This window comes from Tepidimonas charontis (assembly GCF_007556685.1).
Taxonomy (GTDB): Bacteria; Pseudomonadota; Gammaproteobacteria; order Burkholderiales; family Burkholderiaceae_C; genus Tepidimonas; species Tepidimonas charontis.
This window is the reverse complement of the sequence record NZ_VJON01000028.1, coordinates 20,737-36,843: the sequence shown is the minus strand read 5'-3', so window position 1 is coordinate 36,843 and position 16,107 is coordinate 20,737. Positions and strand designations below refer to the sequence as shown.

Sequence of the window (16,107 nt, the reverse complement as noted above, 5' to 3'; positions counted from 1 at the left end):
ATCGCTGCCGCGCGCGCGGCGCTCGACTGGCCCTACGCGCCGTTCGAAATACCTGACGATGTGCGTGCGGCCTGGGATGCGCGTGCGCGCGGCGCGCAGGCCGAGGCCGAATGGCGCCAGCGCTGGCAGGCCTACGCCGCCGCCTATCCGCGTGAGGCGGCCGAGCTGCAGCGCCGCTGGGCCGGCGAGTTGCCGGCCGATTTCGCCGACCGACTGCACGCCCTGGTCGAGCAGATGCACGCGCAGGCGCCGACCGTGGCCACCCGCAAGGCCAGCCAGATGGCCTTGGAGGCGCTGACCGCTGCTGTGCCAGAGCTGCTGGGGGGCAGCGCCGATTTGACCGGCTCCAATTTGACGCAGACTGCGGTCACCCCCGCGCTGCGGGTCGATGCCAGTGGCGCGCTGGCGCGCGATGCGCAGGGACGCTTGGGCCGCCACATCAACTACGGCGTGCGCGAGTTCGGCATGGCGGCGATGATGAACGGCATCGCGCTGCACGGTGGCTACATTCCCTACGGCGGCACCTTCCTGACCTTCAGCGACTACAGCCGCAACGCCATCCGCATGGCGGCGCTGATGCGGCAGCGTGTCATCCATGTGCTCACGCACGACTCGATCGGTCTGGGCGAGGACGGACCCACCCACCAGCCCGTGGAGCACGCCGCCAGTTTGCGCCTGATACCGCATTTGGATGTCTGGCGCCCTGCCGATGCGGCCGAGACCGCCGTGGCCTGGGGAGCTGCCTTGCAGCGCACAGATGGGCCCACGGCGCTGTTGCTCAGCCGCCAGGCTCTGCCGGCGCTGCCCAAGCCCGACTCGACGCTGGCGCCGCAGGCCTGCGGTCTGGCTGCCGTGGCGCGCGGTGGCTATATCATCGCCGAGCCGCATGCGGCCGGATTCAAAGCCCGCAAAAAGCCCAAGGCGGTGTTGCTGGCCACCGGCTCCGAGGTGGCGTTGGCGCTGCAGGCGCAGCGTCTGCTGGCCGAGGAAGGCATCCCCGTGCGCGTGGTCTCGCTGCCCAGCACCACCGTGTTCGACCGCCAGCCCCTGGAGTATCGGCTGGCGGTGCTGCCGCGCGCGCTGCCGCGCATCGCCGTGGAGGCGGGCAGTCCGGACTTTTGGTGGAAGTACGGCTGTGCCGCCGTGGTGGGTGTGCCGGGCTTTGGCGAGTCTGCACCCGCTGCTCCCCTGTTCGAGTTGTTTGGCCTGACGCCCGCCAACATCGCCGCCACTGTGCGCGCGGTGCTGGCCGGCGCCTGACGCCGAGGGCCGTCGCCTGACGGCCCCCCAACCCGCTGAGAAGGAAATCCCATCATGACCATTCGTGTCGGCATCAACGGCTTCGGCCGCATCGGTCGCCTGGCGTTGCGCGCGGCGCTGCAGGGCGGCTTCGACGATGTGGAAATCGTCGGCATCAACGACCCCAAGGCGCCGGACTATCTCGCCTACATGCTCAAGTACGACAGCGTGCACGGGCGCTTTCGCGGTACGGTGGCGCACGATGGCGAGGCGCTCGTCGTCAACGGACGGCGCATCGTCCTGACGCACGAGCGCAGCGAGCCGCAGCTCAAGTGGGGCGAGATGGGCGTGGACGTGGTGCTGGAGTGCACCGGCCAGTTTCTGACGCGCGAAGCCTGCGAGGAAGTGCATCTGGAGGCCGGCGCACGCAAGGTGGTGATTTCGGCGCCCAGCAAGGATGACACGCCGATGTTCGTCTATGGCGTCAACCACACGGCGTACGCGGGCGAGGCGGTGATCAGCAACGCCTCCTGCACCACCAACTGCCTGGCACCGGTGGCCAAGGTGCTGCACGACAAGTGGGGCATCAAGCGCGCCCTGATGACCACCGTGCATGCCGCCACCGCCAGCCAGAAAACGGTCGATGGCTCCTCGCGCAAAGACTGGCGCGGCGGGCGCGGCATTCTGGAAAACATCATTCCCAGCAGCACCGGTGCGGCCAAGGCGGTGGGCAAGGTCATTCCGGCGCTAAACAAAAAGCTCACCGGCATGGCCTTCCGTGTGCCCACCAGCGACGTGTCGGTGGTGGATCTGACCTGTGAGCTGCAAACCCCGGCCAGCTACGACGCCATCTGTGCCGAAATGCGCGCCATGAGCCAGCGCCCGGTGGCCGAGGGCGGCCTGCTGGGCGTGCTGGGCTACACCGAAGACGCCGTGGTGTCCACCGACTTCCGTGGCGAGGACTGCATCAGCGTCTTCGACGCCAAGGCGGGCATGGCGCTGGATGAGACCTTCGTCAAGGTCGTTGCCTGGTACGACAACGAGTGGGGCTACGCAGCCAAGTGCCTGGAGATGGCGCGCGTGGTGGCCCAGGGCTGAGCGCGAGGCGTCAGCGGCACGGCGCCAGCGTGGCCGCGCTGGCGCCCAGGGCGGTGCGCAGGCGCTGCAACTCCTCGGTTGTCAGGTCGGGCCAGCGCAGTGTCAGCAGGCGCGTCTCGGGCCGCTCCTGCACCACGCGGGCATCGGCGACGCCTTGGCGCAGCGCGTCCTGCAGCGCGCGCCGTGCCGCCTCCTCGCTGGAGTAGGTGCCCAACGCCAGCCCAGGTGACAGGGCCGCGCTGTTGACCTCGCGGTGCTCGATGCCCGCTTGGCGCAAGGCCGCGCGCCGCCGCTGCAGCGCTTCGGCATTGGCCAACTTGCCCACATAGACGATCCAGCGCGCCGGCAGGACGGCGGCTTGCTCGGTGCTGCGCCCGCGCAGGCCAGCGCTATCTTCGGCGCTGCGCCGCGCGGCCTCGGCTTGGGCCAAGGGCAGGGCGGGGAGTTGCCAGCATGCCCGTGGCTCCGCCGCCGCCGGCTCGGACGCCGGCGCCGATGCGCTGGTCGGCTGCGCTTCATCCTCGGCCGGGGGGCGCGGCGTTGCCGCCTGCGGATCGTCGCTGCCATCGGTGCTGGGCAAGGCCGCGCGGCTGGCCGTGGGATCCGTGGCAGCGCCGCCGGGCGGGTTGAGCAACTGTAGCCGCTGCGGCTCGATTTGTTGCGCCATGCGCTGCGGTTCTCGGCCGACATCGTCCTGGGTGGGCGCGGTGCCCAGCCAGCCTTGTCGCCACGCCCACAGCGTGGCGTTGGACAGCAGCAACAGCACGACCAGGGCTCTCAGCATGGCCGCACGCTCACGTCACCTTGATGCACGTGGACGGTGCCGTTGGCGGTGAGCAGTCGCAGGCTGCCGTCCGCCGCCACGCCATCGGCCACCCCGTGTGTGCCATCACTCAGACACAACGCGCGGCCGGCCAGCGCATCGCGCGCCGCGTAGCGCGGCAGAAAGGGGGCCAGCCCCGCCCGCTCGAACGCAGTCAATGCGTGCAGCACCGCGTACCCCACCGCCTCCAGCAGGCGCGCCAGTGGCCAGGCGGGCAGCTCACCCGCCTGCTCGGCCTCACGCAGGCCGGCAGGCGGTACGGCGTGTGCGCTGGCGTTGGCGGGCAAGTCGGGCGCGGTGCCATTCAGGCCGATACCCGCCACACACCAGCGCCCGGGCCCCGGTCCGGGCACATTGGCGGTTTCGATCAGAATGCCGCCCACTTTACGTTGCCGCCACCACAGATCGTTGGGCCATTTGAGCTGCACCGCAGGGCCCAGGGCTTCGGCCACCGCCACACCGACGGCCAGGGACAACCCGCTCCAGTCGGCGGGGTTGAGCCAGCAGCCCACCGACAGCGCCAGCGCCGCCCCAGGCGGTGTGATCCAGGGGCGGCCAGCCCGTCCGCGTCCCGCGGTCTGCTCCAGCGCCGTCAGCACCACCGGCTCGGTTTGGCCGGCGCGGGCGCGCCGCATCAGCTCGGCGTTGGTGGAGTCGATGCGGGGCAGCACCTCCACCGTCAGCGTCGGCCAGACGGGGGCGGTGCGTTGCCACAGCGCCTCGGCGCCGGCGTGCAGGGCCGCCAGCGCGGCAGCAGGGGGCATGGGCGGCCTTGCTTGGACATCCCGTGCCGGCGACGCTGCTGCGCCCTCCACCGCGTCGCCGACGGCAGCCGACGCTGCCGCCACCGGGGATGCCAAACGATGCGTGCTGTGGGTCATACGGTGGCCGTCAGGGGTAAGGCGAAAATTTGCTAAGGTACGACGAGTGGGCGCGCGCGAGCGCGCGCGAGCCGGGGCCGTCGCTGCGGGCCGGCGCGCCGCCGTCGCCCGGAGCATTGTAGAGATGAAGTCCCCCGAAAAGACCGACACCCCTGTGGCCGGCAAAACGCTGGTCATCGCCGAAAAGCCCTCGGTGGCGCTGGATATCGTGCGCGCCCTCACGCCCGTGGCAGGGCCGTTCGACAAGCACGACGAATACTACGAAAACCCGCGCTACATCGTCACCTCCGCAGTGGGCCACTTGCTGGAGATCGCCGCGCCCGAGGCGTACGAAGTCAAGCGCGGCAAATGGAGCTTTACCCATCTGCCGGTGATACCGCCGCACTTCGAGCTCAAGCCGCTGGACAAGAGCAAGGGGCGGCTCAATGCCATCGTCCGGCTGGCGCGGCGCAAGGACGTGACCGAGCTGATCAACGCCTGCGACGCCGGACGCGAGGGCGAGCTGATCTTTCGCCTGATCGAGCAGTACGCAGCGGGCAGCGACAAGGACGGGCGTCCCAAGCCGCTGGGCAAGCCGGTCAAGCGGCTGTGGCTGCAGTCGATGACGCCGCAAGCCATTCGCGACGGTTTTGCGCACCTGCGCAGCGACGAGCAGATGCGCCCGCTGGCCGATGCGGCGCGCTCGCGCTCCGAGGCCGACTGGCTGGTCGGCATCAACGGCACGCGTGCCATGACCGCCTTCAACTCGCGCGACGGTGGGTTTTTTCTCACCACCGTGGGACGGGTGCAGACGCCGACCCTGGCCATCGTCGTCGAGCGCGAGGAGGAGATACGACGCTTTCGCGCCCGCAACTACTGGGAGGTGCACGCCACCTTCGCCGCCGCCGCTGGCTCTTACGCCGGGCGCTGGTTCGACCCCGCGTTTCGCAAGCCACAGGGCGAAGGCGCCGATGCGGAGGCGCGCGCCGAGCGCTTGTGGGATGAGGCGCAGGCCCGCGCCATTGCCGCTGCCGTGCAGGGGCGCAGCGGCGAGGTCAGCGACGAGGCCAAGCCCAGCACCCAAGCGTGCGGCCTGCTGTACGACCTCACCAGCTTGCAGCGCGAAGCCAACGGGCGCTTTGGTTTTTCGGCCAAAACCACGCTGGCGCTGGCGCAGAGCCTGTACGAAAAACACAAGGTGCTGACCTACCCGCGCACCGACGCGCGCGCGCTGCCCGAAGACTACCTGGGCACCGTGCGCCAAACGCTGCAGGTGCTGGCCGACAGCCCGCTGGCGCATTTGGCGCCGCACGCGCGCACCGCGCTGCAGCAGGGCTGGGTGCGGCCGACCAAGCGCGTCTTCGACGACAGCAAGGTCAGCGACCACTTCGCCATCATCCCCACTGCGCAGGTGCCGCGCGGTTTGACGGACGCCGAACAAAAGCTCTATGACCTGGTGGTGCGGCGTTTCATCGCCGTCTTCTTCCCGCCGGCGGAGTTTCTGGTGACCACGCGCATCACGCGCGTGGCAGCCGGCGACGCACTGCATCACTTCAAAACCGAGGGCAAGGTGCTGGTCAACCCGGGTTGGATGGTGGTCTATGGGCGCGAGGCCGAGGCCGCCGACGAGGCCAGCGAGCGCGATCGACGGCTACCTGCCGTGGCCAGCGGCGAGCGCGTGCCGGTGCACGACGTGCGGCTGGACGCCAAACAAACCCGGCCGCCGGCCCGCTACAACGAAGCCACGCTGCTGGCCGCGATGGAAAGCGCTGGCAAACGCGTGGACGACGATGAGCTGCGCTCGGCCATGGCCGACAAGGGACTGGGCACGCCGGCCACGCGTGCGGCCATCATCGAGGGGCTGATCGCCGAGAAATACCTGCTGCGCGACGGGCGCGAGCTGGTGCCCACGCCCAAAGCCTTCCAGCTCATGACGCTGCTGCGCGGACTGGGCGTGGAGGAGCTGACGCGCCCGGAACTCACCGGCGAGTGGGAGCACAAGCTGGCGCAAATGGAGCGCGGCCAGCTCAGCCGCGAAGCCTTCATGCGCGACATCGCCGCCATGACCGAGCGCATCGTGCGCAAGGCCAAGGAATACGACCGCGACAGCGTGCCGGGCGACTACGCCACGCTGCACACCCCCTGCCCGCAATGCGGCGGCGTGGTCAAGGAAAATTACCGCCGCTACGCCTGCGCGGGGGTCGATGGTGCCGGGGCGGGCTGCGGCTTTTCACTGCCCAAGGCACCGGGCGGACGCGTCTTCGCGCTCGACGAGGTCGAAGACCTGTTGCGCACGCACCGCATCGGTCCGCTGGAGGGCTTTCGCTCCAAAGCCGGCTGGCCGTTCAGCGCCGAGCTCACCCTGGCCCCCGACGAGGCCGGGCAATGGAAGCTGGGCTTCGATTTTGGCGACGCGCCCCAGGGTGGGGAGGCCGCCGCCTCCGCCGACCTCAGCGCGGCCGAGCCGCTGGGCGCGTGCCCCAAGTGCGGCGCGCCGGTGGTCGAGTACGGCAGCCAGTATGTGTGCACGCGGGCCGTGCCCAGCGGCGAGCAACCGACCCCGAGCTGCGACTTCAAAACCGCCACCACCATCTTGCAGCAGTCCATCGCGCGCGAGCAGATGGCCAAGCTCTTGGCCGAAGGGCGCACCGATTGGCTCGACGGCTTCGTCTCCAACCGCACGCGCCGGCCGTTTCGGGCCGCCTTGGTCTGGGATGCCGAGGCCGGCAAGGTCAATTTCGCCTTCGAGCCGCGTGAGAAGGGTAAGCGCACCGTGCGTACGCGCGCAGCGGCGCGCGGTAGCGCGTAGGGTGCACCGGCACGGCGGCGGCGCGCGTCTTGAGGGGGGAGAGTGCGGCGGCTGGCAGGGTCGCTGGCTTCTGTCTAATGTTCGTCGGGCGGGCGGGTGGCCGTGAAAGCGGCGCGCCGCAGCTGCATCAGCCGCGTCAACCCCGGTCCGAAGTGGTGCATCAAGCGCTTGAAGCCGGCGTATTGCGTCGTGTCCACCGGCGCGTCGGCGCTGCCCGTGTCGGCCCACAGCACACCGACGGCGCGCTGGCGCACTTGCACCGTGCCCCACATCGCCCCGCTGGGCAGCAGCGCCCGTTGCAGCGACGCCGGCAGGCGCGTGCGCAGGTGCGCCACGCGTGCCGGCTCGGCCAGCAAAAAGGCGCCGGGTTGGGCAAATAGGCGCGCCAGTACGTGCTCGCCCTGCAGCGCCACGGTGGTCTGGCGCGGCACGATCGAGCCGCCAAAGCCGTGCGCCATGTAGCACACCAGCTGCGCGGCCTGCGTGGTCTTGAGAAACAGGGCGCAGCGGCGCAGCCCCAGGCCCTCGTCCAGCGCGTGCTGGAAGGCGCGAAAAAAGGCACCTACGTCGGGGTGGCGTCCTCGCTGGCAGTCTGCCGCGAAGCGCTCGATCAGCGGGCGCGCGGTGCTGCCGGGGGTGGGGTGGCGCGCCGCAGCGGGCCCGCCCGTGTGCACACCCGCCGACGCTGGCGCAGCCGCGGCCGTGGCGTCGGCCCCCGGGCCCCGCCGGGGCCGCACCCACGGCGCCCAAAACAGGCGCGCCGCCGGCGCCACCACCACCCCGCGGGTGAGCATTTCATGGCTGGCCGCCAGCGCTGCGCGCCGGGTGGCCGCCACCACGTCGCCCACACGCCAGTGGCGGTGCGCCGACAGGGCATCGCACAGCAGCCGCGTGCGTGGGCTGTACCAGCTGCGCATCGCCTCCTGCGCCAGCCAATGCAGCAGCGACCGCAGGGTGCTCGGGCGGTACAGCCAGCGGCCCACATCGTCGGGCAGTGGCGGCGGATGGGCGTCGATCCAGGCGTGGCGGGCCGCCTGCGCCAGCCGCCGCGCCTGCAGCCACACGGTGGCACGCGGGTCATCGGGCTCGACGAAGCCGAAGTGCTGCGCCAGCGCGGCGTTGAGGGCATGCAGCGGGCAGCCGAGTAGATCCCGCTCGACGTGCGTCGGGCGCTCACCGGCGGCGATGCGCGCGGCCATGCGCTGCGCCACGTCGGGGGCGGCCAGTGGCAGGCGCCACTCGGCCATCGTCTGCACCTGCATTTCCCACATCAGGCGCTGGCGGGTCTCGGGCGTCCCTGCGGGCGCCAATTGCGCCGCCAAATGGGCCGCCAGCCGGCTGGTGGCCACCGCTTCGGCATACAGCCGGTGCGCGGGCTGGCGCGGGTCGAACGGGTGGGCTGCCAGCCGCTCCACCACCCGCCACAGGCCGCGCAGGCCCAGTACGCCCACGGCGTGCGCCAGCGACTCCACCTGGCCCTGGCGCAGTCGCTGCTGAGCCTCCAGCAGCACGGCCAATCCCAGCGGCAAATCGCGCTGCAAGATCGCCAGCAGCCGTGGCGTGGGCAGCTCCTCGTCGTAGAGGATGCGAATCACGTCCGGAGGGCTGAGCGGCGGTGGCGCGACGGCCAGCAGCCGACGTGTCCAGCTGGAGACGGCAGCGCTGGGTGGTGCAGTGGCGAGGGTAGACGGTCTGATCATGGACAGGCCTTACTCAGGCGTGACTGTATGCGATGCGCACGCCGTGCCCGCGCGGCGCAGCGCTATCATGTGTGCCAGCGGAAGAAGGCCACAACGTGTGGCCGCAGGCATCGAGCGCTGCCGCGGTGCATATCCGCCCCACCCGAGGTCACAAGCAAGGAGACGATGGCCATGAGTCTGTCGCTGTACTACGCCCCTGGGGCGTGCTCGTTCGTAGCCCACGCGGCGCTGGAGTTGGCCGGTGCCGATTTCGAGCCGGTGCTCGTCAAGCTGCACAAGGGCGAGCAGCGCAGCCCCGAATTTTTGGCCTTGAACCCGCGCGCTCAAGTGCCGGTGCTGGTGGACGATGGGGCGCCGATCACGCAAATCATCGCCATCTGCCTGCATCTGGATGCCCGCTTTCCGCAGGCCGGCTTGCTGCCGGTGTCGGGCCTAGCGCGCACGCGCGCGCTGGAGCTGCTGGCGTGGATGAACAACACCGTTCATCCCACCTTCACGCACGTCTTCATGCCGGCCAAATTTGCCGCCGACGAGGCCGCCCAGGCTGCCATCAAGGCACAGGCGCTGCAGCAGTACCGCGGCCTGCTGGCCGAGCTGGAGGCGGTGGCCGCGCAGCGTCCGGGCGCTTGGCTGGGGGGCGACCGCCCGGGCGTGATCGATGCCTACGCGCTGACGCTGCTGCGCTGGGGCGGCTTTGCCGGCATCGACCCGACCACGCTGCCGCAGACCTGGGCGTTGGCGCAGTCGCTGGCCAATGTGCCGGCGGTGGCGCGCGCGATCGAGCGTGAGCGGCTCAAGCTCAATGTGTACCAGCCCACGGCGGCGTGAGTTTGGGGCCTACTTCGCCCTGAAACCGCACCGAAACGCGCAACCCGCGCCCGTGCGGCGGGGCGGCCTGCGGCTGCGCATCCTCCAGTGACAGCGTGGCACCGTGTTGCTGGACGATCTCCAGCACGATCGCCAAGCCCAGGCCCGAGCCCTCCACCTGCGTGCCCAAGGAGCGGTAAAACGGCGCCAGCACGCGTTCGCGCTCGTCGGGCGCGATGCCTGGGCCGCTGTCTTCCACCTGCAGCACCTGCACGCCGCTGAACGGATCGGTGAGCACGCGCACCGTCACCACGCCGTGCGCCGGCGTGTAGCGCAGCGCGTTGTCGGCCAGATTACGGACCAGCTCGGCCAGCAGCGTGGGGTGGCCGCGCAGGCGCACCGGCGGCAGCCCGGTCGGCCACGGATCGGGCTGGGCCTCGAAACCGAGGTCGATACCCTTGTCCAGGGCCAGCGGCACCAGGTCCTCGACCACCTCGCGTGCCACCGCCGCCAAATCCACCGGTTCGCGTGGCAGCGACTGGCCCGTCATCTCCGCGCGCGCCAGCGCCAGCAGCTGGTTGACGGTATGCGCCGCACGCGCGCTGGAGCTGGCCAGCTGGCGCAGGGAGCGCTCCACGTCCTCGCCCGCCTGCGCGGGCAGCAGCTTCTGCGCCATTTCGGCCTGAAGGCGCAAGCCCGCCAGTGGCGTTTTGAGTTGATGCGCCGCGTCGGCCAGGAAGCGCTTTTGCTGCGCCAAGGAGCCGCGCAGCCGTCGCAGCAAGTCGTTGATCGAGGCCACCAGCGGGGCCACTTCCTGCGGCACGTGCTCGTCGTCGATCGGGCTGAGGTCGTCCGGGCGGCGTGCGCGAATGCGTTGCTCCAGTTCGCTCAGCGGTCGGATGCCGTGCGCCAACGCCAGCCACACCAGCAGCACGGCCAGCGGCAGAATGATGAATTGCGGCACCATCACGCCTTTGATGATTTCGGTGGCGAGCTTGGAGCGTTTGCCGCGCGTCTCGGCCACCTGCATCAGCACCCAGCGCTGCGGCTGCGGGCTGTGGGCCAGCCAGGTGTAGGCCACGCGCACGTCCTCGTCGCGAATGCGGTCGTCGCGCAGCTGCACCACGCCCACGCGGCGTGGCGCATCGGCGGGCGGTGGGGGAAAGTGGGCTTCGCCGCTGACCAAGCGCCCGTCGTGGTCCAGCACTTGGTAAAACACCCAATCGGTGCCGTCGGCGCGCAGCAGGTCGCGCGCCTGCGGGGTGAGCGCGAAAGCGGCGCGCCCATCTTCCAACGTGACGAACTGCGTCAGCGCCCGCAGGTTGAACTCCAGGGCGCGGTCGTAGGGACGGTCGGCAATGCCTTGCGCCACGTACCACGTCAGCCCCAGCGACAGCGGCCACAGCAGCAGCAGCGGCGTCAGCATCCAGTCCAGAATCTCACCGAACAGGCTGTGCTGTTCGCGCTCGAACAGACCGTGCCAGGGTCGGTGGCGGCGACGCTCGCCGGGTGAGCGCGCTGCGTCGTCGCCGTCAGCCAGGAATCTTCTCAAGGCAGTACCCCAGTCCGCGCACGGTGGCGATGCGGATCGGGCCGTGCTCGATCTTTTTGCGTAGCCGGTGGATGTAGACTTCGATGGCGTTGGTGCTGACTTCGTCGCCCCACTCGCACAGGCGCTCGACCAGCTGCTCCTTGCTCACCAACCGTCCGGCGCGCTGCAGCAGCACTTCCAGCAAGCTGAGCTCGCGCGCGGACAGCTCGATCATCTTGCCGTCGATGGTGGCCACGCGCCCAGCCTGATCGTAGGTCAGTGGCCCATGTTGGATGACGCTGCTGGCCGCGCCGGCGCCGCGGCGCACCAGCGCGCGCACGCGCGCCTCCAGTTCCGCCAGCGCGAACGGTTTGGCCATGTAGTCGTCGGCGCCCAGATCCAGGCCGCGCACGCGATCCTCGACGCTGTCGGCGGCGGTCAGAATCAGCACCGGCAGCTTGGCGCCGCGTGCACGTAGCCGCCGCAGCACCTCCAGGCCCCCCAGATTGGGCAGTCCCAAGTCCAGAATCAGCAGGTCGAAGCTGTCGTGCATCAGCAGCGCGGCATCGGCTTCGTCGCCGCTGGCCACGTGGTCGACGGCGGCGCCGGCGGCGCGCAAGGTGCGCAACAAGCCGTCGGCCAGAACCTGATCGTCTTCGGCGATGAGGATGCGCATGGTCGGTCTCCTGCGGAAGCCCCGGGGTCACGGCGCGCGCGGCCGCGAGCGTCCATTGTAGGCCGCCGTCGTCGCCCGGGCATCGCCCTCGGCATAGGCTTCCAGTCCCAGCGCGACCACCGCGGCCACCGGCGCACCGACGGCGGCGCGAAATTCCGCCTCGGCTTGGGTGACGGCGCGCTCGAAGGCGTGCAGCCAGTCGCGCCCGGTGGCGGTGAAGACGATACGGCGCGCGCGCCGGTCGCGCGGGTCGGGCTCGCGTCGCACCAGGTCCCAAGCCTCGCACTGGTCCACCAGGTCGGCCATGGCCTGCTTGGTCATGCCGGCGCTGTGCGCCAGCTCGGTCAGGCGTGCGCCCTCCAGCGGCAGATGACGCGTGATGTGCACGATCGCCGCGCCCACCTGCTCGCGCGCCGCCAGGTTCGACAGCGCCAGCGGTACCTGCGGCGAGTGCGCCATCAACCACAGCACCCGCTCGTCGAAACGGCGCAAGGCATGCCCCAGCAAGCGCCCCAAGTGGGTCAGCCGCCAGCGTTCATGGGGACCGAAAACCGGCATCGAAGACATGCGCCAAATGGTAAGGCAAACTGACCAAAAAAAACAAAAAACTCGCGTTCATTCGCGGCTACACTGGCGCCGAGCGGGGTGATTGCCCGTTGTTTGGTCGTATGAACGTCATTGCTCAGGAGCCCTTCATGAACGCTGCCACCCGTCAGCCCGACCCCGACAAGGCCAAGGCCCTGCAGGCCGCCCTGGCCCAAATCGAAAAGCAATTTGGCAAAGGCACCATCATGCGCCTGGCCGAAGGCGAGAAGGTGGAGGACATCCAGGTGGTGTCCACCGGCTCGCTCGGACTGGATCTGGCGCTGGGCGTGGGCGGCCTGCCGCGCGGGCGCGTGATCGAGATCTATGGGCCCGAGTCCTCGGGCAAGACGACGCTGACGCTGCAGGTCATCGCCCAGATGCAAAAACAAGGTGGCATCTGCGCCTTCGTCGATGCCGAGCACGCACTGGATGTGCAGTACGCGCAAAAGCTCGGGGTGGATTTGTCCAACCTGCTCATCAGCCAGCCCGACACCGGCGAGCAGGCGCTGGAGATCGTCGACAGTTTGGTGCGCTCCGGCGCCGTGGACCTGATCGTGGTGGACTCGGTGGCGGCGCTGACGCCGAAGGCCGAGATCGAAGGCGACATGGGGGATGCCCTGCCGGGTCTGCAGGCGCGACTGATGAGTCAGGCGCTGCGCAAACTCACCGCCACCATCAAAAAGACCAATTGCATGGTCATCTTCATCAACCAGATCCGGATGAAGATCGGCGTGATGTTCGGCAGCCCCGAGACCACCACCGGTGGCAATGCGCTCAAGTTCTACGCTTCGGTGCGCATCGACATTCGCCGCACCGGCTCGATCAAGAAGGGCGAGGAGGTCATCGGCAGCGAGACCAAGGTCAAGGTCGTTAAGAACAAGGTCGCCCCGCCGTTCAAAACCGCTGACTTCGACATCCTCTACGGCGAGGGCATCAGTCGCGAGGGGGAAATCGTCGATCTCGGGGTGCTGCACAAAGTCATCGAGAAATCCGGTGCGTGGTATGCCTACAACGGCGAAAAAATCGGCCAGGGGCGCGAAAACGCACGCGAATTTTTGAAGGAAAACCCCGACTTGGCGCGCGAGATCGAAAACAAGATTCGCGCCGCCGTCGGCGTGGCCGCCTTACCCAGCGTGGCCGCGGACGAGAACGATGTGCCCGATGTCGCGCTCGACGATCTGTGAGCCCGGCGCCCTGAGCCTGCGCGCGCGCGCCCTGCGCTGGCTGGCGCGGCGTGAGTACACACGCGCCGAATTGGCGCAGCGTCTGGCGCCCTACGCGCCCGACGCGGCTGCCCTGGACGCCGTGCTGCAGGAGTGCGCCGCGCGCGGCTGGCTGGACGAGCAGCGCGCGGTGGAAGGTCACCTGCGCCGACGCGCGGCGCGCTTCGGCGCACGTCGTATCCAGGCCGAGCTGGGCGCGCGCGGCGTGGACCCCGATACCCTGCGCCAGGTGCAGCAGCGACTGCAGGCCAGTGAAGTCGAGCGCGCGCAGGCGGTGTGGCAGCAGCGCTTCGGGCGCGCCCCGGCCGATGCGCGCGAGCGCGCCCGCCAGCTGCGCTTTTTGGCGGCACGCGGCTTTGCCGCCGACGTGGCGCAGCGGGTGGTGCCGCGGGCCATCGCAGCGCCAGCCGCCCCCGATGAGGACGCCTGAATTCAGCAGGGCGCGGGCCGTGACTTCGGCACGCCCCTACCGCTTGCCACCTGGGTCCGCTATGATCGCCAGCAGCGGAGTGCGTGCTGCCCAGTCGCGGGGCACGGCCGCTGTGCCGACGTGGGATGATCGTCGGCCGTGGCCGCTGCCGCCTGGCACTCGCCACCTCGCATTCGGAGCCGTTTCATGCGTGTCAATCTGCCCGTCACCCAAAAGGCCTACGACTTCCCGGCCGACCAGACCCTGATATCGGTCACCGACGTCAAGGGGCGCATCACTTACGCCAACAACAATTTCGTCGCCGTCAGCGGGTACACGCGCGACGAGCTGCTCGGGCAGCCACACAACATCGTGCGCCATCCGGATATGCCCGAGGAGGCGTACCGCGATATGTGGCACACCATCTTGGAAGAAGGCCGCCCGTGGACCGGATTGGTCAAAAACCGGCGCAAAAACGGCGACCACTATTGGGTGCGCGCCAACGCCACGCCGGTGCGCGAGGGCGACCAGATCGTCGGCTTTTTGTCGGTGCGCACCAAACCGACCGAAGCCGAAATCCAGGCCGCCGAGGCGCTGTACGCGCGCATGCGCGAGGAGGCCCAACGCGGACAGCTGCGCACGCGCCTGTCGGGGGGCGAGGTGGTGCGCGCCGGCCCGCTGGGGGCACTGGGGCGTGCGTTGCGGCCCGGGCTGCGCGGTCGTCTGGTGCTGGGCTATGCTGCCAGCGCCGCGCTGCCGCTGGCGCTGTTGGCCGCGGGCCTGCCGCTGTGGGCAGCGGTGCTGGCGGCGCTGCTGGCGCTGGCGGCGGGGGTGGCGATCATCGAGCACGGCTTCGTGCGCCCGGTGCGGCGCATCGTACGCCAAGCCGAGCATCTGGCCAGCGGCGACCTGGTCGAGGCGATCACCGTCGACACCCAGGGCGAGCTCAGGCGCATCCAACTGGCTTTGCAACAGGTCGAAGTCGGGGTGCGTACCATCGTGCGCGACATTCGCCACGAAGTGGCCAACCTGCGCGGTGGCACGCAGGAAATTCGCGCCGGCAACCTCGACCTGTCCAACCGCACCGAGCAAGCCGCCAGCAGTCTGGCGCGGGTGGCCTCGTCGATGGAGGAAATCCACGGCACCACGCAGGAAAGCGCGCGTCTGGCGGCCGAGGGGGTGGAGGTGGCACGCAATACGCTGGCGCTGGCGCGCACCGGCAGCGAAGCGGTGGGCATGCTCACCGGCACCATGCGCGAGATCACCGAGTCCTCGCAGCGCATCACCGACATCATCCAGGTCATCGAAGGGGTGGCGTTCCAGACCAATATCCTGGCGCTCAACGCGGCGGTGGAGGCGGCGCGTGCGGGCGAGGCCGGTCGCGGTTTTGCCGTGGTGGCCAGCGAAGTGCGCGCGCTGGCGCAGCGCACCAGCGAAGCGGCCAAGCAAATTCGGCAGCTCATTACCGAATCGCGCGAGCGCGTGCTGGTGGGCGATGCCCGCAGCGCCGAGGCGGTGCAGCGCATGCAGGCGGTCACCGAGGCGGTGGAGCGGGTGGCGCGCATGTTCGAAGACGTCAGCCACGCCGCGCAGGAGCAGTCGCAAGGGGTGGCGCAGATCGCGGAGGCGATCGCCAATCTGGATGGCATCACGCAGCAAAATGCGGCGATGGTGGAGCAATTGGCCGCCGCGGCGGCTGCCTTGGACGACCAAGTGCAGACCGTGCACGGCACCATCCGTGTCTTTCGACTCACGCCCAAAGACTTGTTGCTGGCCAAGGAAGACGCGGTGGCGCTGCGCAAGGTGGCGCAAGAGCGCAGCGACCCCAACAAACTCGATTTCGACGCTGCCATTCAGGCGCACCAGCAGTGGCGCGTGCGCCTGCGCAACGCCATCCTCAAGGATGAAAAGCTCGATGTGGCCACCATCCGGCGCGACGACTGCTGCGTGCTGGGCAAATGGATCTACGGCGAAGGCGGCCGGCAACACGGGCAGTTGCCCTTGTTTTCCACGCTGGTGGAGCAGCACAAGCGGTTTCACCAGGAGGCGGGCCACGTGGCCGAGCTCATCGTGCGCGGGCGCAAAGAAGAGGCCAATGCGCTGCTGCAGGGCGATTCGCCGTTTCTGCGTGCAGGCCGGGCGGTGGTCGATACCCTGCACCGCCTCAAGGAGATGGTGGCGGGCGCGCGCAAGTCGGCGGCCATCCAGCAGCAGGCGGCCGCGGGCGGGCGCGGCGCGCCGCGCTTGACGGCGCCGACGGGCGCCGCGACCCCCGCCCCTGCCGCCGCCGCGGCGTCGGCACAGGACGAGTGGACCACGTTTTGAGGCCATGACCGCCGCTCGGCAA

Annotated in this window: 13 protein-coding genes; 7 read left to right on the top strand and 6 right to left on the bottom strand. The window is 69.7% G+C overall.

Annotated elements, in window-relative coordinates; all coding sequences use genetic code 11:
* The coding region (locus tag Tchar_RS08915; protein ID WP_328592042.1) for a transketolase-like TK C-terminal-containing protein at positions 1–1,260 on the top strand (1,260 nt) is incomplete at its 5' end.
* Positions 1,261–1,314: 54 nt separating this feature from the next.
* Entirely contained in the window at positions 1,315–2,337 is a 1,023-nt protein-coding gene (gap, locus tag Tchar_RS08910; RefSeq protein WP_144328717.1) for a type I glyceraldehyde-3-phosphate dehydrogenase, read from the top strand.
* A gap of 10 nt (positions 2,338–2,347) precedes the next feature.
* Here gap and Tchar_RS08905 read toward each other — a convergent pair whose 3' ends face one another.
* Positions 2,348–3,121: an SPOR domain-containing protein gene (locus Tchar_RS08905; RefSeq protein ID WP_144328716.1), complete on the bottom strand. Its 774-nt coding sequence runs from the start codon at positions 3,119–3,121 to the stop codon at positions 2,348–2,350.
* On the bottom strand, positions 3,115–3,924 hold the full coding sequence (locus Tchar_RS08900) for a biotin--[acetyl-CoA-carboxylase] ligase (protein ID WP_144328715.1): 810 nt from the start codon (positions 3,922–3,924) through the stop codon (positions 3,115–3,117). Before Tchar_RS08900 ends, Tchar_RS08905 begins: the two co-directional genes overlap by 7 nt.
* Positions 3,925–4,165: 241 nt before the next feature.
* Between Tchar_RS08900 and Tchar_RS08895 the strand changes: the two genes are divergently transcribed.
* Positions 4,166–6,829, top strand: coding sequence for a DNA topoisomerase III (locus tag Tchar_RS08895; RefSeq protein ID WP_144328714.1), 2,664 nt, complete (start codon positions 4,166–4,168; stop codon positions 6,827–6,829).
* 74 nt (positions 6,830–6,903) lie between these two features.
* On the opposite strand, the gene Tchar_RS08890 is transcribed toward Tchar_RS08895, so the two are convergent.
* On the bottom strand, positions 6,904–8,529 hold the full coding sequence (locus tag Tchar_RS08890; protein WP_144328713.1) for a hypothetical protein: 1,626 nt from the start codon (positions 8,527–8,529) through the stop codon (positions 6,904–6,906).
* A gap of 171 nt (positions 8,530–8,700) precedes the next feature.
* Between Tchar_RS08890 and Tchar_RS08885 the strand changes: the two genes are divergently transcribed.
* Positions 8,701–9,357 (top strand): glutathione S-transferase family protein, encoded by a 657-nt coding sequence (locus tag Tchar_RS08885; protein WP_144328712.1) that lies wholly within the window; start codon positions 8,701–8,703, stop codon positions 9,355–9,357.
* On the opposite strand, the gene Tchar_RS08880 is transcribed toward Tchar_RS08885, so the two are convergent.
* The 3 genes from Tchar_RS08880 to Tchar_RS08870 all read right to left on the bottom strand — a co-directional run bounded on the left by Tchar_RS08880 (position 9,329) and on the right by Tchar_RS08870 (position 12,110).
* On the bottom strand, positions 9,329–10,762 hold the full coding sequence (locus tag Tchar_RS08880) for a sensor histidine kinase (RefSeq protein WP_144328720.1): 1,434 nt from the start codon (positions 10,760–10,762) through the stop codon (positions 9,329–9,331). The genes Tchar_RS08885 and Tchar_RS08880 overlap by 29 nt on opposite strands.
* Positions 10,763–10,868: 106 nt before the next feature.
* On the bottom strand, positions 10,869–11,543 hold the full coding sequence (locus Tchar_RS08875; protein WP_144328711.1) for a response regulator: 675 nt from the start codon (positions 11,541–11,543) through the stop codon (positions 10,869–10,871).
* A gap of 27 nt (positions 11,544–11,570) precedes the next feature.
* Positions 11,571–12,110 (bottom strand): MarR family transcriptional regulator, encoded by a 540-nt coding sequence (locus Tchar_RS08870; protein WP_144328710.1) that lies wholly within the window; start codon positions 12,108–12,110, stop codon positions 11,571–11,573.
* Positions 12,111–12,238: 128 nt separating this feature from the next.
* Between Tchar_RS08870 and recA the strand changes: the two genes are divergently transcribed.
* The 3 genes from recA to Tchar_RS08855 all read left to right on the top strand — a co-directional run bounded on the left by recA (position 12,239) and on the right by Tchar_RS08855 (position 16,085).
* Positions 12,239–13,312, top strand: a complete 1,074-nt coding sequence (gene recA / locus Tchar_RS08865; protein ID WP_144328709.1) for a recombinase RecA — start codon at positions 12,239–12,241, stop codon at positions 13,310–13,312.
* Positions 13,290–13,781 (top strand): recombination regulator RecX, encoded by a 492-nt coding sequence (gene recX, locus Tchar_RS08860; RefSeq protein ID WP_144328708.1) that lies wholly within the window; start codon positions 13,290–13,292, stop codon positions 13,779–13,781. Before recA ends, recX begins: the two co-directional genes overlap by 23 nt.
* Before the next feature lie 186 nt (positions 13,782–13,967).
* On the top strand, positions 13,968–16,085 hold the full coding sequence (locus tag Tchar_RS08855; protein ID WP_144328707.1) for a methyl-accepting chemotaxis protein: 2,118 nt from the start codon (positions 13,968–13,970) through the stop codon (positions 16,083–16,085).
* Positions 16,086–16,107 lie beyond the last annotated feature (22 nt).